General features: G+C 42.3%; 15 protein-coding genes and 1 riboswitch. Of the genes, 8 read left to right on the plus strand and 7 right to left on the minus strand.

Annotation, left to right across the window (positions count from 1 at the left end):
- Positions 1-51 precede the first annotated feature (51 nt).
- Positions 52-213 (minus strand): hypothetical protein, encoded by a 162-nt coding sequence (locus BTO28_RS17165; RefSeq protein ID WP_158068820.1) that lies wholly within the window; start codon positions 211-213, stop codon positions 52-54.
- A 280-nt stretch (positions 214-493) separates the two neighbouring features.
- Positions 494-664, plus strand: a riboswitch (cobalamin riboswitch).
- Between the two features lie 137 nt (positions 665-801).
- On the opposite strand from BTO28_RS17165, the gene BTO28_RS11675 reads away from it, so the two are divergent.
- The 3 genes from BTO28_RS11675 (at position 802) to BTO28_RS11685 (ending at position 8,059) form a co-directional block, all read left to right on the plus strand.
- Complete coding sequence (locus tag BTO28_RS11675; RefSeq protein ID WP_076766437.1) at positions 802-3,027, plus strand: ribonucleoside-diphosphate reductase subunit alpha; 2,226 nt, start codon at positions 802-804, stop codon at positions 3,025-3,027.
- 12 nt (positions 3,028-3,039) lie between these two features.
- Complete coding sequence (locus tag BTO28_RS11680; RefSeq protein WP_076766439.1) at positions 3,040-4,080, plus strand: ribonucleotide-diphosphate reductase subunit beta; 1,041 nt, start codon at positions 3,040-3,042, stop codon at positions 4,078-4,080.
- 175 nt (positions 4,081-4,255) lie between these two features.
- Positions 4,256-8,059 (plus strand): metallophosphoesterase, encoded by a 3,804-nt coding sequence (locus tag BTO28_RS11685; protein WP_083711522.1) that lies wholly within the window; start codon positions 4,256-4,258, stop codon positions 8,057-8,059.
- Between the two features lie 62 nt (positions 8,060-8,121).
- Here the strand turns inward: BTO28_RS11685 and BTO28_RS17690 are convergent, their stop codons facing one another.
- Positions 8,122-8,247, minus strand: coding sequence for a hypothetical protein (locus BTO28_RS17690; protein WP_269843870.1), 126 nt, complete (start codon positions 8,245-8,247; stop codon positions 8,122-8,124).
- A gap of 125 nt (positions 8,248-8,372) precedes the next feature.
- On the opposite strand from BTO28_RS17690, the gene BTO28_RS11690 reads away from it, so the two are divergent.
- On the plus strand, positions 8,373-9,248 hold the full coding sequence (locus BTO28_RS11690; protein ID WP_076766441.1) for a CvfB family protein: 876 nt from the start codon (positions 8,373-8,375) through the stop codon (positions 9,246-9,248).
- 40 nt (positions 9,249-9,288) lie between these two features.
- Here the strand turns inward: BTO28_RS11690 and uraA are convergent, their stop codons facing one another.
- Both uraA and BTO28_RS11700 read right to left on the minus strand, forming a co-directional pair.
- Complete coding sequence (gene uraA / locus BTO28_RS11695; RefSeq protein WP_083711524.1) at positions 9,289-10,551, minus strand: uracil permease; 1,263 nt, start codon at positions 10,549-10,551, stop codon at positions 9,289-9,291.
- 104 nt (positions 10,552-10,655) lie between these two features.
- Positions 10,656-11,939, minus strand: a complete 1,284-nt coding sequence (locus tag BTO28_RS11700) for a trypsin-like peptidase domain-containing protein (RefSeq protein WP_076766443.1) — start codon at positions 11,937-11,939, stop codon at positions 10,656-10,658.
- A 379-nt stretch (positions 11,940-12,318) separates the two neighbouring features.
- On the opposite strand from BTO28_RS11700, the gene serC reads away from it, so the two are divergent.
- The 3 genes from serC (at position 12,319) to BTO28_RS11715 (ending at position 18,137) form a co-directional block, all read left to right on the plus strand.
- Positions 12,319-13,416 (plus strand): 3-phosphoserine/phosphohydroxythreonine transaminase, encoded by a 1,098-nt coding sequence (gene serC / locus BTO28_RS11705; protein ID WP_076766445.1) that lies wholly within the window; start codon positions 12,319-12,321, stop codon positions 13,414-13,416.
- Between the two features lie 22 nt (positions 13,417-13,438).
- Positions 13,439-14,599: a phosphoglycerate dehydrogenase gene (locus BTO28_RS11710; RefSeq protein ID WP_076766509.1), complete on the plus strand. Its 1,161-nt coding sequence runs from the start codon at positions 13,439-13,441 to the stop codon at positions 14,597-14,599.
- A gap of 145 nt (positions 14,600-14,744) precedes the next feature.
- Positions 14,745-18,137 (plus strand): S8 family serine peptidase, encoded by a 3,393-nt coding sequence (locus BTO28_RS11715; RefSeq protein WP_076766447.1) that lies wholly within the window; start codon positions 14,745-14,747, stop codon positions 18,135-18,137.
- A gap of 41 nt (positions 18,138-18,178) precedes the next feature.
- Here BTO28_RS11715 and BTO28_RS16815 read toward each other — a convergent pair whose 3' ends face one another.
- The 3 genes from BTO28_RS16815 to BTO28_RS11730 all read right to left on the minus strand — a co-directional run bounded on the left by BTO28_RS16815 (position 18,179) and on the right by BTO28_RS11730 (position 21,869).
- Positions 18,179-19,840 carry a M14 family metallopeptidase gene (locus BTO28_RS16815; RefSeq protein WP_158068821.1) on the minus strand — a complete coding sequence of 554 codons (1,662 nt, stop codon included), beginning with the start codon at positions 19,838-19,840 and terminating at the stop codon, positions 18,179-18,181.
- 112 nt (positions 19,841-19,952) lie between these two features.
- A complete protein-coding gene (locus tag BTO28_RS11725) occupies positions 19,953-21,188 on the minus strand; it encodes an efflux RND transporter periplasmic adaptor subunit (RefSeq protein ID WP_076766449.1) in 1,236 nt (411 codons plus the stop codon).
- 18 nt (positions 21,189-21,206) lie between these two features.
- Positions 21,207-21,869 (minus strand): hypothetical protein, encoded by a 663-nt coding sequence (locus tag BTO28_RS11730; RefSeq protein ID WP_076766451.1) that lies wholly within the window; start codon positions 21,867-21,869, stop codon positions 21,207-21,209.
- 227 nt (positions 21,870-22,096) lie between these two features.
- Here BTO28_RS11730 and BTO28_RS11735 point away from each other — a divergent pair, with 227 nt between their 5' ends.
- Positions 22,097-22,654 carry a 3D domain-containing protein gene (locus BTO28_RS11735; protein WP_076766453.1) on the plus strand — a complete coding sequence of 186 codons (558 nt, stop codon included), beginning with the start codon at positions 22,097-22,099 and terminating at the stop codon, positions 22,652-22,654.
- Positions 22,655-22,837 lie beyond the last annotated feature (183 nt).

Consider the following 22,837-nt stretch of genomic DNA (forward strand, 5'->3'; position numbering starts at 1 on the left):
TTTACCCGCAAAATAGAAAATGTCCCTGATATTGATCAGGGACATGAAAAATCAGTTTTTTAATTCATCGAGAATACTTTTGCCGGACATGCGCGTTCTGTGTGAATCGCTGTATGATTTACGCAAATTGCGTGTACTTACGCGTTCCTTTACTTTCGGGTAAACGATTGGAGCGATAATAGCACCGTACTTAATCAGCTTCTTTAAATTCATTCTCGTCATCTCCGTTCTAAAGTTCTTCATCGTACTGTCTATACCCGTCATGACATTCAATAAAACATTATGAATAGTATACCACATCTTTTAAAAATTTTTCCAATGACAAAGCGTGGTGGAAGGTCGTTTTATCCAAAAGTTGGAGGAGTTCTTCCGCTGAATGGGCGTCTATTTATCAGTATTGTTCAGTCAACAAGACATGGTTCTTCCGGATTTAATGCTGTACATCAAGAATACAATATGTTAGTCTTTAAAAGGATTAAAAACACAATATATAGTATTGCGATGAAAAATAGGTACCAGCAATGGTTTAATAGGGAATCCGGTTGAATGCCGGAGCTGTCCCCGCAACTGTAAGTGCAGACGAATGCCACGCCACTGTGAAAACGGGAAGGCGGCAGGAGGATGACGCACGAGCCAGGAGACCTGCCCGTTTTTCAGAAAGCGACACTTTCTTCGGGGGTTGAGAGGTGGAAGCGGCGGATTCCGTTTGTTTCCTCAATTTTTACCCATTCAGAGCGATAGCTCAGCCGAAGAGGCTGCACCTATCGCTCTTTTATTTTGTACATAACAGGAGGAAATCACATGACAATCACAACTATTCCAGAAATCGACCATATCCTTCACAGCCTGACAAACGAATTTGGACAGGAAAAAATCGGCCCTCTTCTCCGCGTCAGTGAACGATGGACTCAGAAGCATCCTGAAAGCGGCGTCTCCGCCTGGTCAAAAGCAATGGTGCTCGAATCGCTCAGCTTTATGGACGAAGAAGAGCCTTATTGGACATTCGTTGCCGCTCGCATTCAGCTTCGGGAAGCATACCGCGAACAGGCAGAAAAGCGGAAGACTGCGGTTGATGAAGTATACGGACATTTTACAACCCATGTTAAGAATCTAACGGAAAAAGGCTTATACGATCCGCGTTTAACGGCTTCTTATACACCATCTGAACTTGATGAAATTGGGAAGCTGATCCAGCCGGAACGGGATCAACTCTTTACATATATCGGTTTGAAAATGTTAATGGACCGCTACGTTGCACGGGATTTTGACAAAACACCAGCTGAACTTCCTCAAGAGCGCTGGCTCATTATTGCGATGACACTCATGCAAAATGAGAGCGGAAACCGTCTGGAGAAAATTGCCGAATCGTACTGGGCAATGAGCAATTTGTATATGACTGTCGCAACACCGACGTTGTCGAATGCCGGAAAACCATATGGTCAGCTGTCGAGCTGCTTTATCGACACAGTCGACGATAGTTTACAGGGAATTTACGACAGCAACACAGACGTTGCGACATTGTCGAAATATGGCGGCGGAATTGGTGTTTATATGGGGAAAGTGCGAAGCCGCGGTTCATCCATTCGCGGATTTAAAGGAGCGTCAAGCGGTGTATTGCCGTGGATCAAACAGCTGAACAATACAGCGGTCAGCGTCGACCAGCTCGGCCAGCGCCAGGGTGCAATTGCGGTATATCTCGATGTGTGGCATAAAGATATTTTTGCGTTTTTAGATTTGAAATTAAATAACGGCGACGAGCGTCTTCGCGCGCATGATATTTTTACAGGTGTGTGCCTGCCGGATGTGTTTATGGAGCAGGTTGATGCGCGTGGCGACTGGCATCTATTTGACCCGCATGAAGTGCGCACGATTATGGGCTTTTCACTTGAAGATTATTACGATGAAAAACGAGGCGCTGGTTCATTCCGCGAAAAATATGAGCAATGTGTGAACGATGATCGATTGACGCGTGAAACAGTACCGGCGATTGATATTATGAAACGCATTATGCGCAGTCAGCTGGAAACAGGCGTGCCGTTCATGTTTTACCGTGATGAAGTGAACCGCCGCAATGCGAATAAACATGAAGGCATGATTTACTCGAGCAATCTTTGCACCGAAATTGCTCAAAATATGAGTGCGACGGAATTTGAATCCGTTCATCTTGAGGATGACATCATTGTAACTCGCAAAAAACCAGGTGATTTTGTTGTTTGCAACCTGTCATCGATTAACCTGGGAAAAGCAGTACCGGCAGATGTACTGGACCGTCTTATCCGTATTCAAGTGCGTATGCTCGATAACGTGATTGATTTAAATATGATTCCAGTTCCACAAGCGGAGCGGACGAATAGCCGTTACCGCGGTATCGGACTCGGTACATTCGGCTGGCATCATTTGCTCGCCTTGAAAGGCATCCGCTGGGAAGCTGATGAAGCGGTTGAATATGCGGACGCACTTTATGAAAACATTGCGCGCCTGACAATTGAAGCATCTATGGAACTCGCAAAAGAAAAAGGGTCTTATCCTTTGTTTGCCGGATCTGACTGGGAAACAGGCGTCTATTTTGACGACCGCGGATACGTTGGTTCTGAGTGGGACAAGCTTCGTGCTAATGTACGTGAAAATGGAATGCGTAACGGCTATTTAATGGCGGTTGCACCGAATTCTTCTACATCTATTATCGCGGGCAGTACGGCAAGTATCGATCCTATTTTCCAGAAGAGCTACTCGGAAGAAAAGAAAGATTACAAAATTCCAGTGACGGTTCCTGACTTGAATACGGAGACGACATGGTTCTATAAGTCAGCGTATTTTATCGACCAGCAGTGGACGATTCGTCAAAACGCAGCACGCCAGCGTCATATTGACCAAGGTGTATCACTGAATTTATACGTTCAAAACACAATTAAAGCGAAAGAATTACTCGATTTACATTTAGCTGCGTGGGAAAACGGATTGAAGACGACATATTATGTCCGTTCCACATCGGTTGAACTGTTAGAATGTGAATCTTGCTCTAGTTAAGGAGGATGGATTATGACAATTATTGAGAAGCGTAAATTAATGGATAAAGAAGCGCCAAACCGTTCGACGGCCATTGTCAATGGGAGGTCATCCAATGTGCTGAACTGGGATGATGTGAAGTTTGATTGGGCATACCCAAAATATAAGCGGATGCTCGGCAATTTTTGGACGCCGTTTGAAATTAATATGGGGACAGACGTAAAGCAGTTTCCTAATTTGACGGATGCAGAGCGGGAAGCATTTTTGAAAACGATCGGTCTGCTGGCGCTTTTAGACAGTATTCAAACCGATTATGCGGGGAAAGTGGCGGATTACTTAACCGACTCAAGCTTGCAGGCGCTCATGATTATTCTTGCGCAGCAGGAAGTGATTCACAATCACAGCTACTCATATGTATTGTCAAGCTTAGTCCCAAAAGATGAGCAGGATCGCGTGTTTGATTACTGGCGCAGTGAGCCGGTGCTGGAGAAGCGGAATGATTTTGTCATGAAGGGCTATGAGTCGTTCGCGGAAAAACCCACTGTCGAAAATATGCTGCAGTCCATTGTGTATGACGTCATTTTAGAAGGGCTGTTCTTTTATTCAGGGTTTGCCTTCTTTTATCATCTTGCACGCCACCAAAAAATGGTCGCATCGAGCACGATGATTAATTACATTAACCGCGACGAGCAGCTGCATGTCGATTTATTTGTCAAAATTTATCGCGAACTCTTAACGGAATATCCTGAACTTGACACAGCCGAACGGGCAGCAGAAGTGGAAGCGATATTCCGTGAAGCAGCTGCTCTTGAAGTGGAGTGGGCGCGTGACGTGATCGGGGATAAAATTGATGGCTTGGATGTTGAAGATTTGGAGGCGTACATTTACTTTTACGCAAACGTACGCTGTCAGCAGCTTGGTTACGATCGCCCTTTCCCGGATTACCGGAAAAATCCATTAAAATGGATTAAAGCATATGAAGACGTTGACCTCGGCAAAACGGACTTTTTTGAACAGCGTTCACGTCAATATGTAAAAGTAAATGTGCAGGATAATGGGTTTGACGAATTATAATAAAATGGACCGGCTTCCAATGTGGAAGCCGGTTATTTTTTGTCCTCTTTCATTTTAGGATGGCGAATAAGGAAACGGAAATCGGGTATAATTTACTTGATCAAAAGAATCATTATTCCTCATTCACACACTCTTCATTGTGGACGCGGCTATAGAGGAGGAAAAATTATTTTTTATGTACAGAAAATTATTTTATTCACTTATAGCAGGCTGCGGTTTGCTTTTCTTTTTCATTGTTTTCTCTGTTCTGATCGTTAAGGCGGAAGATACAGCAGCACCGATTATCACGCATACACCGGTAGAATCGGTGTCATCTGGAACTGATGTGACGATTCGAGCAGCTGTCAAAGATGAAACGAAGATTGATAGTGTAAAAATCTATTATAGAATGACAGCAGATGGAAGCTGGCTTGAAAAAGAGATGGCAGCCGGAAATGAAGAAGGTTTCTTTGAAGCAGTGATTGCTGCATCTGAGTTTTTATCCGGACAAATAACATACAGAATAGAAGCGTTTGACGGCCAGAATACAGCCAAAACCGAAGAGTATACCGTTGTTCTTGAGGGAATGGAATATGAACCGCAGGATGTCCCAGAGCTTCTTGTAACAGAACTAGTTCCGGACTCAGCAAACGTCGGCCGTTTCGACGGGTATGAGTTTATTGAAGTGTATAATAACACCGATCAAGATATTAATTTAAATGACTATACGCTCCGTTACCGCTATCCAATGGAAGGTCCTGAAGCCGATTTGATCTGGAAATCGGATCAGAAAGATCTTATTTTGCCGTCGGGAGAAACGATGGTGTACTGGATTATAAATGCGGGCAACGAGGATAAAACGATTGATGATTTTAACAAGGTGTACGGGAGCGCCCTAGAGGAAAATGCTGCGATCGTTAAATTACGTTCAGACGGAATGGCCAATTTAAGCCATCGCGGTGTTGCCATTGCAACGAATACCGGAGAAGATATTTCGACTGCATTTTATCACGATCAGCCGAATGTGGATGATACAGAAGAGAATAAAGCCATTTTGTACACGTTCCCCCGGGGATCGGGCAACAATGAAATGAAAAAATATAGCAGTACGAAAGCAAAAGCAACGCCTGGTGTTGTCTCAAGCATGCAAGTACCTGCAATAAAAAGAAAAGCAATCGTGGATGCGCAGGCACCGACTGTAACGGATTTGACGAAAATGGCTCCGATTTCAGCCCGGCAAAATGTATCATTGTCATTTGACGTAAAAGATGATCAGTCTGTTAAAACGGTTCGTTTATTTTATAAAACAGATAAAGCGGAATTGTTCACGTACGTTGATTTGACGAAACAGGAAGAGACGGGTCTTTATTCGCATACCGTGTTTTCGCCTGATTTACTCGGGAAAATGAATCTTCAATATTATGTAAGAGTGTCTGATGGAACAAATGAAGTGGAAACCGACCAAACAGGCATTTCCATTTTAAGCGACAGCATAGAAAAAACTGGATTGAACGTAGAAAATGGCTCGCTGTTAAGCAAAACGGCTGTCATAAAATCGTTTGGATCAGACTCACGGCTTTCAATTGACGGGAAAGACGTAACGGAAAAAACGAAGCCGTCGATCCCATCACAGGCATACTTTGCTTTTGACGTGAAAAAAGTGAATTTGTATTTTAAAAACGGTGTGACAATTGATGACAAGACACTGCACATGTTTGATGACACGATCAATGCGTATACAACGATGACAGTCCCTGTTGACCCCAGCCAATTTACAAAGGACAAAGAGACAAAAATATCAATCCGTGCAGGCACGAAGGTATCGCCTTTTGATACGAACTCAGAAGAAAACCGCGACGATTTTTATGTAAAAAATATTCGGCTTGTGCTGGAAGACGGTACAACACTATACGATCCTTTCTACCGCGGCACCGATCAGGAAATAAGGGTCGGTGATACCAGCAGTGCGGAGCCAGTTCTAGACTTTCGCTTCACTCTTCCAGATAAAGCTTTCACTGCAAAAGCCTATTCATGGGATACTCTGCAGGCGGAAGAAGGAAATTACTTGATTAAAGCAGACGGTCTTGTACAAGCGAAAGCAAATGTCATTGTGGACAATAGTGCACCCGTTATTACACCTTCAGTTAAAGAAGGGAAAGAATATAAAGGAAACTTTACTATAGAAGCGGAAGTGGAGGACAACTTTTCAGATATTAAGAGCTTAACGGCAAAGCTGGATGGAGAACAGATCAAGCTCCCGTTTGAAACGTCTTCCGCAAAAATCGCGGCGGGTGGTCATGCAGTTGAATTTACCGCTGTCGACCGTGCGGGGAACTCGGCAAAAAAATCCGTGCTCTTTACGGTAGTCGAGGAGGAGCCATACGCACCGGAACTGGTAATGCCTGAAGATGGAGCCGAAGGCATACATCCGAATAAGGCAAATCTTCAGGTGAAAGTGACCGACCCGACAAAAGACAGGCTTAAGGTTACTTTTTTCCGTGGTTATAAATACAGGGCGAGTGATCGGGAAATAAGGATCTTTGAAAACAGTGCCAGACGTGAACCGCCAAAGGAATTGCTGCCAGCGGGTGAAAAAGCCGTGAAAGAGAAAGATAAAATGGCAAAAGCGGATGGAGAGTATATTGAAACGTCATCAGTTGATGGATTTCCCTACCATCGCTTTGAAGTAGCAATTGATGAAAAAACAGATGAACTTGATGAAATTGTATTGAGTTGGGAAGGGAAATCACTGATTGGACGTAAGGTTTCAATGTATATATGGAATTATACATTAACCAAATGGGAGCGGCATGAATGGAAAGTGGCCGTAAATAGTGAAAATTTTACATTGACCGGACGAGTAAAGGGAAAGGATTACGTAAAAAACAGGAAAGTCCAAGTGATGATTCAAGATGAAATTGCCTCAACACCGGAGTTTAACTATTCATTTATCTGGATGTCGGATACACAGTATTATTCTGAAAGCTATCCGCATATCTTTGATCGAATGACGACATGGGCGGCCGAACAAAAAGATGAGATGAATGTAAAATATGTATTTCATACAGGTGACCTGGTAGATGAAGCAGACCAGCCCATTCAGTGGGGACGTGCCGATCAGTATATGGAAACGCTCGACATTGCACAAATACCATACGGTGTACTCGCCGGAAATCATGATGTTGATCATAAAACAGGTGATTATAAAGAATTCAGCAAGTACTTTGGGGAACATCGTTTTGCTGGAAAAGAGCATTATGGGGCATCGTACAAAGATAACAGAGGCCACTATGATGTCATCAGTTCAAATGGAAATGATTTTATCATGCTGTACATGGGCTGGGGTGTAAACGAGGAGGATATTGCCTGGATGAATAACGTGCTTGCGGAACATCCAGACAGAAAAGCAATCTTATGCTTCCATGAATATTTACTCGTTTCAGGGAACCGAAGCCCGATCGGAGATAAAATCTTTCATGAAGTGATCAAGAAGAATAAAAATGTCATTGCTGTTTTATCCGGCCATTATCATGACAGTGAAACGCTCATTGATGAAATAGACGATGATGGAGATGGAAGGACAGACCGAAAAGTGTATCAAATGCTTGCGGATTATCAAGGAGGTCCGGAAGGTGGACAGGGATTTCTCCGCTTGATGAAAGTGAATCCTATTGAAAATAAAATCTACATGCAGACGTATTCACCCTATCTAAATCAATACAATTATTACAATCCGGTTGATTATCCGGGTAAAGATGAATTTGTTTTTGAACTCGATTTAACCCCGAAAGAAAAAGTGGTGGCAACCGATTTATTTAAAGCGGAAGTCTTCACAGATGAGCAAATCGGCTCGAAAGCTGATGTAGGAGATGACGAATTTGCATCGGCAGAGTGGGTAAATTTAGAGAAAAATATGCGCCACTCCTGGTATGTTCAAGTGAATGATTCGTATGGCGGTAAAGTACGATCAGATGTATGGTCTTTTACAGCCAGTGATTAACATACAGTCGTAAAACCAACAAAATAAGACAATAAAAAAACGCCGGGAGCCTCCGGCGTTTTTTATCTTGGTCGATACACTTTAGATGCTTTTCGTTTTTTCAAATATTTCATAACGAACGGGTAAATAACTGGTCCATACTTCATGCCTAGTTTTACAAGGTTTTTTAAACCGCCTGAACGTGCCATACTATTCTCACCCTTCAGTTTATAATGATAGTGGAAGTTTACCCGGACCGTTGGAATGTTAAACATGATCACGGGAAAGCTGATATAATGAGGAGCAATGAGAACTTTTTGAAAGGACGTGCGTTATGGAATTGCAAGCAGGAACAATTGTAACATTAACCGTGAAAAATGAACAGGAATATGGATGGTTCTTAATGGATGAAGAAGAGAATTCTGTTCTTTTGCATAAAAGTGAAGTGAGAGAGGGTTTTGACCCGAATGAACCGGTTGAAGTTTTTCTATATCAGGATCATTCTGGACGGCTGGCAGCGACGATGGATAAGCCGCTCGTGACGCTCGGAGAATATGCGTGGACAGAAGTTGTCGGCGAAGAAATAAAATTAGGCGTTTTTGTCGACATTGGCATTTCAAAAGACGCACTCGTATCGGAAGATGACCTGCCGTATAAATATGAAGTACGCCCGATTGAAGGCGATAAATTATATTGCACGTTGAAACTAGATAAAAATGGGCGTCTGTTTGCAAAGCCGGCAACAGAAGAAAAGATTTGGGAGATCGCAAAACGTGCGAACAAAACCGATTTAAACAAGGGTTTCTCTGGTATTGTGTATCGGACGGGAAAAGCAGGATCGTGGATCATTACAGACGATCAATACCGTGCATTTTTGCATCCAACGCAGCGTGAAGACGAACCGCGTGTTGGACAAACGGTAACTGGCCGCATTATTGATGTCCATGATGATGGGTCAGTGAACGTGTCACTGCTTGGACGACGTCACGAACGCCAGCTGGAAGACTCAGAAGAAGTGTATGACTATTTAATGACCCGGGGCGGACAAATGCCCTATTCGGATAAAAGTCTTCCTGAAGAAATTGAAAAGCGGTTTGGTTTGAGCAAAGGCGCGTTTAAACGGGCGCTCGGCAAATTAATGAAGGAAGGAAAAGCCTATCAGGAAGATGGCTGGACATATGCCGGCTCAAAACCAAAAAGTGGAGAATAATGAAGAAACGGAAATCCCCGCCAGGCTGGCGGGGATTTTTTTATTCATGATCATTTGAGAGTTTTAATTTATCAATTAACGTGAAGAACAGGCTTAAGAAGATAGCCAATACAGTGGCGAGCGCCATCCCTTTCAGCTGTAGGTAGCCCCATGTGAATGTGGCTCCAGATAACCCGATGACGAGAACCACGGTTGTTAAAATCATGTTCGTCGTTTTCGAATAATCGACTTTTGATTCAACGAGCATCCGCAGACCGGAAACAGCAATGATACCGAACAGAAGCAATGAAATACCTCCCATAACGGCTGTTGGAATAGTCGAAATAAGAGCCGCCAGCTTTCCGAAAAATGATAGAAAAATCGCCATAACGGCTGCTCCACCGATCACCCAGACCGAGTATACTTTTGACAAGGCAAGTACACCTATATTTTCCCCGTATGTTGTATTCGGTGTAGAACCGACAAATCCAGAAATAACGGTTGAAATCCCGTTGCCAAATAATGAAATGCCAAGGCCTGGTTTTTTCATTAAATCACGGTCAACAATGTTTTGTGTAACAACGAGATGGCCAATATGTTCTGCGATCACGACAAGTGCTGCAGGAGCAATAATGGCAATGCTCGTCCAGTCAAACTCAGGCCGGTAATAGTCGGGAAGGGCGAACCATTTTGCGTCGTGAACGGGCTGCATGTCAACCATTCCAAACAAAGCTGCAATGATATAACCAGCTACAATCCCGATTAGAATAGGTATGATCTTTAAAAAGCCGCGGAACATGACGTTGCCGACAATCGTAATAGCAAGAGTCAGCATCGATACAATAATGGTGTTCCGATCCGGTTTCCATTCGGGTGACCCGTCCGAAATGATGCCTGCCATTTGGGCAGCAACCGGAACGAGTTCCAGACCGATTACCGCAACAATGGCACCCATCGCGGCAGGAGGAAATACTACATCAATCCAGCCTGTGCCTGCCACTTTTATAATGCCAGCCACCACGATAAAAATAACACCGACAACGATAAATCCTCCGAGTGCCTGGCTGTAACTGCCATCGGCAAGAACCAAAAAGACCGGTGACAAGAACGCAAAACTTGAACCAAGATAAGCCGGGATTTGTCCTTTACATAAAAAAATGTAAAGAAGCGTCCCGATCCCATTCATTAATAAAATTGTCGCCGGGTTTACACCGAACAAAATCGGTACAAGGACTGTGGATCCGAACATCGCGAATAAATGCTGAAGACTGAGCGGTATAAGTGCCGGTATCGGCGGCCGTTCATCAACTTGATAAGTACGCAAAATGATTCCTCCTAAAATAACACACAAATTGTAGTCATTATACTTCAAAAAAAGTCATCTGACCACATTAATATGACAGAACCTGTCACAGGTTCTGTCCCTTGTTATTGCATCATCAATAATTCATCGAGGTCGAGTTCGTCGATGACGCCGTCCATATTTATATCTTCTGTCACATCGTTCACATCAATCAAGCCGTCGCCGTTTATATCTTCGAGGTAAGGATCCGGAGCCGTGTCAGGCATTGGTTCTTCTTCAATTAGGGGAAGCTCTTCAATAGGCTCTTCTTCTATTGTCTCTTCTTCATAATCATCAGGCTCTGTGGATGGAATTTCTTCTTCAGGCACTTCTTCGATGTACTCATCCTCATAAGTGTCTTCTTCATACCACCAATCGGCCGGAATGTCATAGAAGTCATAAGAGGCGTCATCACTGTATTCTCCACCGTCAAAATACGCATCTTCATTCCAATATTCTTCAAAAAATAATGAACCGTCTTCTGTGTAAAATAAGTCGTTTACCTCTTCTTCTGAAAGAGGGGAGCGGCTCCATTTTTTCAGCATGTCGTCCACGTCTTTGTATGGAATACTAAATCCAATTGCATCTTCACCAGTCAACTTCGCGGAATTTATAGCGATTACACGTCCCGTATTTTTAGAAACGAGCGGTCCGCCGCTGCTGCCGGGTGCAATGGCTGCTGATGTTTGGTAAATATTGTCGTATGAATGGGGTTCAATAATAAAACTGCGGTCGACACCTGTAATGTAGCCAAATGTCGCCGTGTTTTCTAGAGCAAGAGGACTGCCAAGGGCAATGACTTCATCCCCTACCTGCGCTTTTTTATTTGTTTCCAAATTCAGCGGCGAATAATCAGCAAAGTCAGGCACGCGAATAAGCGCCACATCTGTTTTGTTGGAATAGCCAATGACCGTTCCTTCGTGCTCAACGCCGTCAATGTCTTTTACAATGACAGATACACTGCCTTCTACAACGTGCGCATTGGTCGCTACGTCTCCACGGTCATTAATCAGAAAGCCGGATCCTTGCCCGGAATCGGTGAAAATGGTATATACATTTTGCTGCGCAGCAGCAATGATCTCCGTCAAGGATTGCTGGTCTTCGGCCGATAGCTCTTCAGGCGGTGCGACTGTTTTGCGTGTGTCGGCCGATTGTTCTGTCGGTGTTTTGATGGCTGTTTGTGAAGCCGTTTGTGTCTTTTCGTCGTTGCTTAGCAAATAATAAATCGTTCCGGCAAAAGCCAGAACAGAAGCGATGCATAAAAAGGCAATTAATTTAACGTACGAAAAACGTCTGCCGCGCTTTGAACCGCATCCAGGACAATAGCGGGAACTTCTGCCTAAATTCGTGCCGCATGTTGAACAATACAAAACGATCACTCCAATACATCTATGTTATGATCATTATATATCATTTGTCCTGAAGGAAGGGGTGACAAATTAACTGATAACGAAACAAAAACTAATATTATGCAATAAAGGGGAATGGCAATACCGTATTTTTTTCATTTCCTTTATTAAAATTGTTATTGCGGTACAAAAAAACGAATAAAAAAAAGGAAATGTAACAAAATGTTCGTAAACGCAAACAGCTTTCAGGATAGCTATTGTAAGCGGTTCCAATAAGGATTTCATTATAAAGAAACGTCTGCCGCTCTTGATATGTACGGCATGTTATTTTATAATTCGGGTATCGATTAAAGCAAAAATTTTCAGATTATCAAAAATAACACGAATAAAGGAGAAAATGATGACACGAGTGTATAATTTTTCAGCTGGTCCATCCATGCTGCCTCTTGAAGTGCTTGAAAAAGCACAGTCTGAACTGACAAATTACGCAGGGTCAGGCATGTCGGTGATGGAGTTAAGCCATCGTTCGAAATGGTTTACTGATATCATTGAAACAGCGGAAGCGGTTCTTCGAAAATTAATGAACATTCCCGATAATTACAAAGTGTTATTTATTCAAGGCGGTGCATCACAACAGTTCGCGATGGTGCCGATGAATTTGTTTGGCGGAAGCAAAAAAGCTGATTATGTAAATACAGGATCCTGGTCAAAGAAAGCAATTAAAGAAGCGAAAAAATATGGTGAAGTGCGTGTGATTGCATCATCAGAAGATAAAAACTTCAGCTATATTCCAGAAATCACAGCAGATATGATTGATCCTGAAGCAGACTACGTACATATTACGACAAACAATACGATCGAAGGCACGGTTTTCAACAAGATTCCGGATACAGGAAATGTGCCGCTTGTTGCGGATATGTCATCGAACATTTTGTCGGAAGAGTTCGATGTGTCAAAATTTGGCCTTATTTATGCAGGAGCGCAAAAAAACATTGGTCCTGCTGGATTGACACTGGTTATTATCCGGGACGATTTAATTGGCAAAGCAGGAGAATCTGTACCGGTAATGCTTGACTACAAAACCCATTCAGAAAGCGGATCACTTTATAATACTCCGCCAACATTTGGCATCTACATGGCGAAGCTTGTGTTTGAATGGCTTAAGGAGCTAGGCGGAATCGTTGCTATGGAAAAAATTAACCGTGAAAAAGCAGGTCTTCTTTATGATTTCCTTGAAGAATCTTCAATGTTCAGTTCACCTGTCCAAAAAGAAGACCGCTCATTGATGAACATTCCATTTGTATCACCAAGTGATGAACTCGATGCGTTATTTGTAAAAGAAGCGAAAGCGGCTGGTCTTGAGACGTTGAAGGGGCACCGTTCTGTCGGCGGCATGCGTGCAAGTGTGTACAATGCGATGCCGGTGGATGGCGTAAAAGCACTAGTTGCATTTATGAAAGAATTTGAACAGACTCATTCAACAGGAGAAGGGAAGTAAAAACGTGTATACGATTAAATCAATGAACAATATTGCCGCTGTTGGCTTAAATGTATTTGAAAACGCGGAAAACTTTCAAGTGAACGACGAAGCAGTCAGCCCGGATGGCATTATCCTCCGCAGTGCAAACTTGCATGATACAGAGTTTGACAGCAATGTAAAAGCGATCGCACGTGCTGGTGCTGGTGTCAACAACATTCCCGTTCAAGCTTGTACAGAGCGCGGAATCGTCGTGTTTAACACGCCTGGCGCGAATGCGAATGCAGTGAAAGAATTAATTTTAACAACAATCATGGCTGTATCCCGTAATTTATTCGAGGGTGTTAAATGGACGAACGAACTAAAAGGACAAGGCGATATGATTCCGAAGCTTGTTGAGGCAGGCAAAAAGCAGTTTGTCGGCCGTGAAGTAAAAGGAAAAACACTCGGTGTAATTGGTCTTGGCCACATTGGTGCGCTTGTGGCAAACAACGCCCTTGATCTTGACATGGATGTCATCGGTTTTGACCCTTTCATTTCAGTTGATACAGCATGGAACTTGTCACGAAATGTACAGCGTGCACTGACAATCGAGCAATTATTTGCAGCGAGTGACTATATTACGGTTCACGTGCCACTGACGGACAATACACGTAATATGTTTAATAAAGAAGCGTTTTCCGTTATGAAAAATGGTGCGGTTATTTTGAACTTCTCACGCGGTGAGCTCGTGAATGAAGAAGATATGCGTGCCGCGCTGGAAAACGGCAAAATCGGAAAATATGTAACAGATTTCCCGAATGAAAATGTCATTGGCATGAAAAACGTCATTCCAATTCCACACCTAGGCGCATCAACGTCAGAATCAGAAGAAAATTGTGCGTTGATGGCAGCACGCCAAATGAAAGAATACCTGGAAACGGGCAACATTAAAAACTCGGTGAACTTTGGAAATGTTGAAATTCCATTTACAGGTAAACGCCGTGTGACGGTGGCGCATAAAAATGTGCCGAACATGGTTGGTCAAATTACAGCAGCATTGTCTGAGTACAGCTTGAACATTGCGGATATGGTAAATCGCAGTAAAGGAGACTATGCCTATACATTGATTGATATTGACAATCAATTTAACGGAGACGTCATCCCTGGTTTAACAGAAAAACTAAGCAGCATTCCTGATGTTATTTTAGCCCGCATTATCTGATGAAAAAAAGGTTCTGAATTCACTTTCAGAACCTTTTTTGTTTGGATACAAAAAGAAAAATATTGAGAATGTTTCAAAAAAATTGAAACTACTTTCATTGTTTTGATGTATGATAGATGGAGAAAGAGCGAATGGAGGATGTAACGTGAAAAACTGGAAAAAGATCATGGCTACCGTTGTAAGCGCAGCTATTGTTATTCCGGGCGCAGCCCTTGCAGAAACGCCTGCTGAGAAAAAAGAAACACAGTATCAATCAGCAATGAAAGCACAGCAAATGACAGATTCACAGATACTTGTTATTAAATATTCGAAAGCGCTGCCGCATAGTGTACATAAAAAAGCGGGTGTGACTGTCTTGAAACGTCTTCCCTCGTTGGGGTACGATGTCATTCAAATTCCAAAGTCGAAGAAACGAAGTGACGTGATCGGCGTATATAAAACGCGTTCTGAAATTATCGCTATTACACCGAGCGTTCAATATAAACGGTTTGCGGCGACACCGGATGCGAAAAAAAGCAAAATGGATCATCTGTCCCTTTTGAATATAGATAAAGCGCTGGCGTATGCTGGAAAAAACGATGTGACAGTAGCTGTAGTTGATGGAGGTGTTGATTACAAGCATCCGGACTTAAAAGCCAATATACTTCCGCCATACAACGCGGTACAACCAGCAAGAAATCCAGTTCGTGATTTACATGGGACACACGTTGCCGGGATCATTGCCTCAGTAAAAGATAACGGAATCGGTGGATATGGCGTGTTTCCCAATGCAAAAATTTTACCGATCGACGTTTTTAATGGCGAGCTTGGCGCATCAGATTATTCTATAGCAGAAGGAATAACATTCGCAGTGGATCATGGAGCTGATGTAATCAATTTAAGCCTGGGTGGTTTTATGCCTGCACCGGTTGTGGAAGAGGCTATTCAGTATGCAAATGATGCCGGCGTCATTGTTGTGTCAGCAGCAGGAAACGAAGCATCGGATCAATACTCATATCCGGCTTCCTATCCAGGTGTCATCAGTGTTGGGAATGTTAATAATGCTAAAAGGCTATCGGATAGTTCAAACTACGGCGCTTCGGTGGATGTAACGGCTCCGGGTGAAAATATTTACAGCACGTCTTACGATTCAGAAGGCGGTTCAAAATATGAGCGGTTAACCGGTACATCGATGGCGTCTCCGATGGTTGCAGCAGCAGCAGGTCTGCTTAAATCGAAATATCCGGATTTAACCCCTTTTGAAATCGAATATATTTTAGAGCAGACCGCAACAGATCTTGGTGAAAAAGGCTATGATTTAACGTATGGAAATGGGTTAATTAACCCGCTCAATGCTTTGAAATTCGATATGAAAAAACTCCCGGAACGTCCTGAAGAATTAGGGGAAGGGCTAATGAAAACGGCAGTCGAAGTAAAGGCAGGAAAAAATACATTTACCGGTTCGTTTAAATCCCCGGAGAAGATGAACTGGTACAAAGCGGATCTTACAGAAGGTGAGCACGTTCAAACCGTCCTTAATGGAAGCGATAGATACGATTATGCGATGGAATTGTACTTTGTGACGGAAGACGGAGAACCAGAATACGTGCGTGACGTTGATCAGACACTTGTCGGTAAACAGGAGGCGTACTTGTACACAGCAGCGGAAGCGGGCACGCTTTTAATTGGTGTCAAAGATACGAACGGCAATTACAGTGCAGCAGGCACGTCAACATTTACATTGGAGACCGAAAAAGTTGCACCGATTACACCGGATGAAACATCCATTGACAATCCTGTAAACATTACGTCGTTCCCGTTTGTGAAAAATGATTTCACGTTGTTTGCTTCAGCAGAAGAAGCACCGGACACGGATTATTTTTCATTTGCTGTGAATGAGCCGAAATTATTGTCCATATCCCTTTCTGCATTGCCAGGAGTTAATTCCGCTGTCAACGTTTTCGTTAAGGATGAAAGTGGGGATGAATACACGGTTGTCGATGGGAATAGCAATGGAATTAATGAAGGTGAAACCATCTCATTTCAGGCGGTTCCAGGCATTGACTACCGAGTAGAAGTAACGAATGACCCGTTCAGCGGAGATATGTTTATGGACTCTCCGATGGACTTGTTATCCATTGACTTACTAGAGAGCTCTTTTGGTGCATCTTCACACCCTTATAACATAAAGTTTGAGGAACGTGAAATTCCAGCAGATGAAGATGGACTTCCAACAGAAGAAACGCTCGAAGATGCACTTGTGAATGAGGAGCTTTCTTCTGAAGAATATGGTCAGATGAAAGAAGATTCATTGATTGACGAAGAAGAAGGGGAGAATGCTTATGATGCGACCATCCTCCAAAAAGCAATCCCGTATGCTCTAGGGAAGGATAAAAATGGATATTTCCAAACAGAAGCAGATGAAGATTATTATCGTTTTACAGCTTCTGCGGATGGAATTTATAAATTTAACGTTGAAAAAGGCAGCAGTCAGCTTCCTGTGATGACTTTAATGGAATATGATGAAGAGGAAGGTATGCTCATTCCGATAGCTGGAAACGGCGAGATGGATGTATTATCAATCATTCTTGGTGGAGCGGAACAATCTGACCGGTTACATGCCGCGCTAAAAAAAGGAAATACCTACGTTATGCAGATTAGTAATGAAAATTATGCGATTTCAGCTGATCCTTATACGTTAACATCAAAAAAAGTCGCAAGTCTTCCAGCGGAAATAGATAATGATCAAAACTTGCCGGAAGAAGGATTAGATATAACAGCTGGAAAATCTTATAAAAATTACTTCATTGAAGCCGGTGATAGTGATTTCTATTACTTTATGAATAACGGGAAATCCCGCATTCATACGCTTGATCTTGTGCCGTCTGTCATGACATCTGCACAAAAGGCGGGCATCCCGTTTGAATTGCGTTATCCGCATATTTTTAGCGGTGCTATTATTGAAGATACGAATGGAGATAAAGTACTTGATCCGGATGAGATGGAGCGTTCTGTTCCATTCGGGCCTGACCTGATTGACATACTCTCTGCAAATGTTGAATCGGAATTACACACATCCTTTGCTGCAAAAGAAGAAACCGGCTATTTCATCAATGTAATGCCGACATTGCCGTCTGGTCCAAGTTTACAGCCGTATGAATTAAAGGTGGGCGCAACCCATAACCATTTAGCTGATGGTGATGGGAAAGTCGTCAATCATGTTCCAGCGAAGCCGAATGGTTTAAAAACAGTTAACGGTAAATACGGAGCACGTGGTTACTTTAATGCCGGTGTCCCATTTGGCGATACAGACCATTTCTTGCTTAATGTAACAAAAACTGGGACGGTATCCCTTACATTTAATGCTGGACAGAATTTGGATGGTGTGATGGAAGTCTACAACGCAAAAGGAAAACTTGTCGCTTCATTAGATCGCTATGGCAAAAATGATGAAGAATTAGCTTCCTTAAAACTTGCTAAAGGAAAGTATTACATTGAATTGAGTGAGGCTAACGGCACAGCCTCGACAATGCCGTATGAATTAATTGTAAAAAAATAAAACGAAAACCGCTGATCCTAGAACCAGCGGTTTTTTTTCGATCATTTAATTGTTTCGTTAGCGAGAAGAAGACCAACAGAGTTGTTTTGTTTCCATATCGTTGAGAAGTAAATGATCGGGACCGGACGGTTGCCGACATATGGTGATACTTCAATGGTCAATCCCGGTTTTTTCTCAGATTGAATAAACCAGTCTGTAAATCCGCCGCCACTAGGATTTGATCTCGGTGCGACGAGACTGTAGCCTGTTTTCCTGCTTATTTTTCTAGCAACATTGTAATCTCTTGTTTTCCGGGCGCCGGATTGATGGAAATGCCAGAAAATAATCTGTCCGGAGCTATGATAGGATGCACTCGCTTTAAAGGAATGATTCAAAGTAAAATTATACATTGCTTTTGCTTCTGGTTCACTCAATGGTTTTGGTCCTTTAAAGTTTTGCGGTGAAGGTTTCCCGGGATCACAGCAAATTTTCGGCCAGTTTGCCGGGTATTGACGGTTTAGATCCACTCCACGTACATTTGATTTCCATGCGGAAAAGTTTGTTTTCCCGCCGTTCATTTTAATGACAGATGCTTTGTTCTTTGCACTGTTCGCACCAAGTTGGACAAGTGATACACCATCCGGATTTACCATTGGTACGAAATAAATAGTCGTTTTTTTCAAAATGGATTGTACAGCCGCGCCGTTCATTTTCCCATTTGTTTTATACAAATGAGCATATTGATCAGCCATTTCCATGACTACATTTGTTGTAATATATTCACGCGCATGGTGTGAAGCGTTAATTAAAATTTCTTCTTTCCCTGTTCCGAGCTTTAATGCATATAAATCACGGCCATCGACGGATTTACCGATTGTCTCCAATGAGGCAATATCGGGATGCCATAAAACAAGTTCTTTTAAATCTTTCACCATTTGACTGTATGTAATGGCTTTAAATGGGTTCACATAGTTGCCACTGTAAATCGTGACATCTGTTTTGCGAATATAAGCCGTTCGCCCGCCGATATCGATAATATAGTAATCGCGGTAGGCAGCCCGCGTTTCAAATGCTGCACCGGATTGCAATCTGGCCATTGGTGTTAATTTCCCGTTTTTTGAATAAAGCAAGTCTGCTGTTTTACGAGTGATCGCCCTGTTTTTATACTTTCCACCTGGCTGCACACCGGCAGCTAGTTTTGCTGAGCTTAAATATGTGATATTTGTCTCTTTCACATAACCGATTGTACTGCCAAAGTTAAAAGAAACATAGCCATTTTCAGTGCCGTTTTTTTTCCACACTTCACCTGTTAGAAGGCGTCCGATTTTGACGAAACGGCCGTTTTGTTTTTCGAATAACTCTGCATCCGTATTCAGCTGAAAATATTCACCGGCTGGCTGCGCTTCAACAGAGGCTTCTGAAACACTATCAGATGTGTTCGCGTCTGGTTCTTTTCCTTCAGCACCGCCTGTTAAAAATTCAGGGTCAATGATTCCGTTTACGCCTTGCCATTCTACCCGTATTCCGTCAACTTCCTCACTGATGACACGGACATTTGTATTGGCAGGGATTGGCGTTAATATAGCTTCCTGTCCACTTGAGGACGGTGAATAAATATTTGTTTCTTCCGTTGTCAGCATGTATGTAGCTGAGCGGGCCGCAAGCGGCATGATGGAAGCTGCGATTAACACAGCACTTATAAGCAAAAATGTCCACTTTTTCATATTATCCTCCAGTAACGGCATATTTATTACTATTTTACCAGAATAATAGAAAGGGGTGGTGAGGAAATTAAAAAACACGCATTCTGTCGTAAAAAAACAGAATGCGTGTCGATCATGATAAAACGCCCATTAAAATATATTTAACTTTTTCTGAACGGGACAGTTCATTAAACGGTCGCTTTTTAACATTTTCGGCATCAATTGGCGTTATAAATGGTCCGCGCTTCATAATTAAATCATGCGGATTAATAACAATTGCTTCACCGGCTTCAATCCCATCGGTTACGACATATACACCATCAACAGTCAAACCAGTTTCAATTGGACGCCGTTCAAGGATTCCCTTCGTATTCATAATCACGGCATATTCTTTTTTGTTCTTCTTCAAGATAGCTGATCCTGGTATCGTAACGGCTCCGGGAACTTCATCTGTAACGACCTTTACGTTTGCTTTCAATCCTGGGTAAAGATCGGCTGATTCAACACCGCTCAGCTGTGCGGAAAATGGATATAAACTCTTTCTGTTAACTGACGGCTCACCTTCTGGATGCTGGCTGACAACGGCAATTGATCCTTCATATTGCTCCAGCGTTGTATCGACGGACACTTCTACGCGCTGCCCTGCTTCTGCTTGTGCTACTTGTTTTTCGTCAAAAACACCTTCAACTGCAGGAACAGAGGAATTGACAATAAGAAGAGGATTGTTAAGGCTCGTGTCAATTTTTTTCACGTATCCTTCGTTTGTGCTTTTTACGGTTAAATCGGCTTTTTTCGCTTCCTGTGAGGCAATTAATTTATCGTGTTTTTTGACTTCTTCCTGCAGCTTTTGTTTTTCTGTTTCCTGCTGCAAAATTTCATTTTCAATGGTTGTACTGCCGTCACCTGAATGAATCACTGTTGTGTCTTTATCCATTGACGTTTGTGTGCTGCTTTCTTCTCTCTCTGTCTGAGACAGTAAGACACGCAGCTGGCTTAACTGATTATCAATTAGTGAAATTTGCTGTTCAGTCTGTTCTTTTTCAGCAGTCAAATCAGCTATTTTATCATCGATTTTTTCAGATGAATACTCAAATAGCGCTGTTCCGGGCTGAATTGAATCGCCTTCATTGACAAGTACTTGTTTAAGGGACCCTTTAGAAGAATCAAAGTAAATTGGGTATTCATCTGATGGGACAACGACGCCCTCAGTTGAAAACGACTGAATGACATCGCCAGTTGCGGATCGATCCCAATTTGTCAGCCACTCTGTGCGGTCTGCTTTGCTGTCTTCTTTAAATAGTAAATACAAGTTGCCAGCGATGACGACAGCACTTGCCGCCAGCCACACTTGTTTTTTTATTTGTTTCAATGTATTCACCTCTTTTAATTAAAACAAGCGCTCGACATGAATCGATGTAAATAGTGTTGATAGAATCCAGAATGCGAGTCCAACCAAGAAGACCATTAGAAAAACGAACCGGGCTCCTTTTGCTTCAGAGGTACGTAAAAAACGATATTGGATGAAGAGTATCCATACTTGAAAAATCGTAATAAAGCTAAAAAATCGGATCGCAATGACATTCTCCGTTGCATACTGTGCGACAACGCCAAGTGAAAAAGGAGACGAGTCACGGGGAATCGAGAAAAATACATTCCACGCAATTAAAAGCGCAAATTCAATTAAATAAATGGTCAATACGATACATTGCAGACCAATTAATTTTTTAAAGTCAATTTCAAGAAATATCCAGAATAACAACGCCGGAATGAAAATAAAGAACAATGGAAACAACAGCCCCCATATAGCAGAACCTGCTGTGAAAAGAACTTTTAGCCATTCATATGTAAATGTATCGGACTCTGACATGTAAGTGGAAATGCTTTCACCTTGTATACCAAGATAACCGGCGAGCAAAGACAAGAGAATACTGCATAACAGCAACAGTGAAAACTTTGTCCATAAGCCGCGGATTTTCTCGGCTTGGGACAGCTGATAAAGTTGATCATTGGAACGAAACAGCCCTTTAAAAAGCTGAAGCCGGTAAGCCATCATAAAATCTCCCATCAAAATAAAATAAATAAATATCATTCTTCATTATATACAACTATGAACAGATGAACCAATATATTTTGTTAAAAAAGGTATATTTAAAAGTTATCAGAATTATTATTCATCTGAAATACGAATGTAATATAACGAACATCCTAGTGTAATAATGTTGAAATAGAAGAGTGCTACAATGAATCTCGTGTTACAACACTAGGAGGTTATTATTCGTGAAAAAAATGGCAATGTCTATTCTGGCTGCATTAATGATCTTTTCAGCTACTGCGGCTCAAGCAGCGGCCGCTACTCACACAGTTCAAAAAGGAGAGACGCTTTATAAAATCTCTCGTCAATACAAAACATCAGTTGATCAGGTTAAGAAGTGGAACAACTTATCTTCTAACACTATAAAAATAGGACAAAAGCTAAAAATTGGCGGAACAGCAGCAGCTTCAATCAAACCGGCTTCTGCTAAAGAAGACAGAGAAACTAATGTTTCAAAAGAAATTACAGTGAAAGCAACAGCATATACAGCATATTGCAAAGGATGCTCAGGCATTACTGCAACAGGCATTAACCTAAAGAGAAACCCGGATGCGAAAGTGATCGCGGTGGATCCGAAAGTCATTCCACTTGGTACGAAAGTATATGTGGAAGGATATGGTGAAGCTATTGCCGGAGATAAAGGCGGCGCAATTAAAGGAAACAAAATTGATGTTCATATGCCGACGAAACAAAAAGCAAAAAACTGGGGCGTTCGCACAGTGAAAGTACAAATTTTAAAATAAGAAATCTGTAAGGAGACTGGTAGACAGTCTCCTTTTTTGTTGTATTCGGTCGATTTTATTTCATTTATATTACGAATTCGAGATAAACGCTTTTTTGTAACATTTATGACACAATGGCACATATAACCGTAATCTCCATTTAAAAAGATTACACCCTTGGACGTGTTACAATAAATCTCGTTA

This window comes from Domibacillus epiphyticus (genome assembly GCF_001975785.1).
In the GTDB taxonomy this organism is placed as follows: domain Bacteria; phylum Bacillota; class Bacilli; order Bacillales; family Domibacillaceae; genus Domibacillus; species Domibacillus epiphyticus.

Excerpts from the sequence above, each read along its gene's own strand:
- BTO28_RS11675 (WP_076766437.1), top strand. The coding sequence starts at position 802 with ATGACAATCACAACTATTCCAGAAATCGACCATATCCTTCACAGCCTG.
- BTO28_RS11690 (WP_076766441.1), top strand. The coding sequence starts at position 8,373 with ATGGAATTGCAAGCAGGAACAATTGTAACATTAACCGTGAAAAATGAA.
- BTO28_RS11710 (WP_076766509.1), top strand. The coding sequence starts at position 13,439 with ATGAACAATATTGCCGCTGTTGGCTTAAATGTATTTGAAAACGCGGAA.
- BTO28_RS17165 (WP_158068820.1), bottom strand. The coding sequence starts at position 213 with ATGAATTTAAAGAAGCTGATTAAGTACGGTGCTATTATCGCTCCAATC.
- serC (WP_076766445.1), top strand. The coding sequence starts at position 12,319 with ATGACACGAGTGTATAATTTTTCAGCTGGTCCATCCATGCTGCCTCTT.
- BTO28_RS17690 (WP_269843870.1), bottom strand. The coding sequence starts at position 8,247 with ATGGCACGTTCAGGCGGTTTAAAAAACCTTGTAAAACTAGGCATGAAG.
- BTO28_RS16815 (WP_158068821.1), bottom strand. The coding sequence starts at position 19,840 with ATGAAAAAGTGGACATTTTTGCTTATAAGTGCTGTGTTAATCGCAGCT.
- BTO28_RS11685 (WP_083711522.1), top strand. The coding sequence starts at position 4,256 with ATGTACAGAAAATTATTTTATTCACTTATAGCAGGCTGCGGTTTGCTT.
- BTO28_RS11730 (WP_076766451.1), bottom strand. The coding sequence starts at position 21,869 with ATGGCTTACCGGCTTCAGCTTTTTAAAGGGCTGTTTCGTTCCAATGAT.
- BTO28_RS11680 (WP_076766439.1), top strand. The coding sequence starts at position 3,040 with ATGACAATTATTGAGAAGCGTAAATTAATGGATAAAGAAGCGCCAAAC.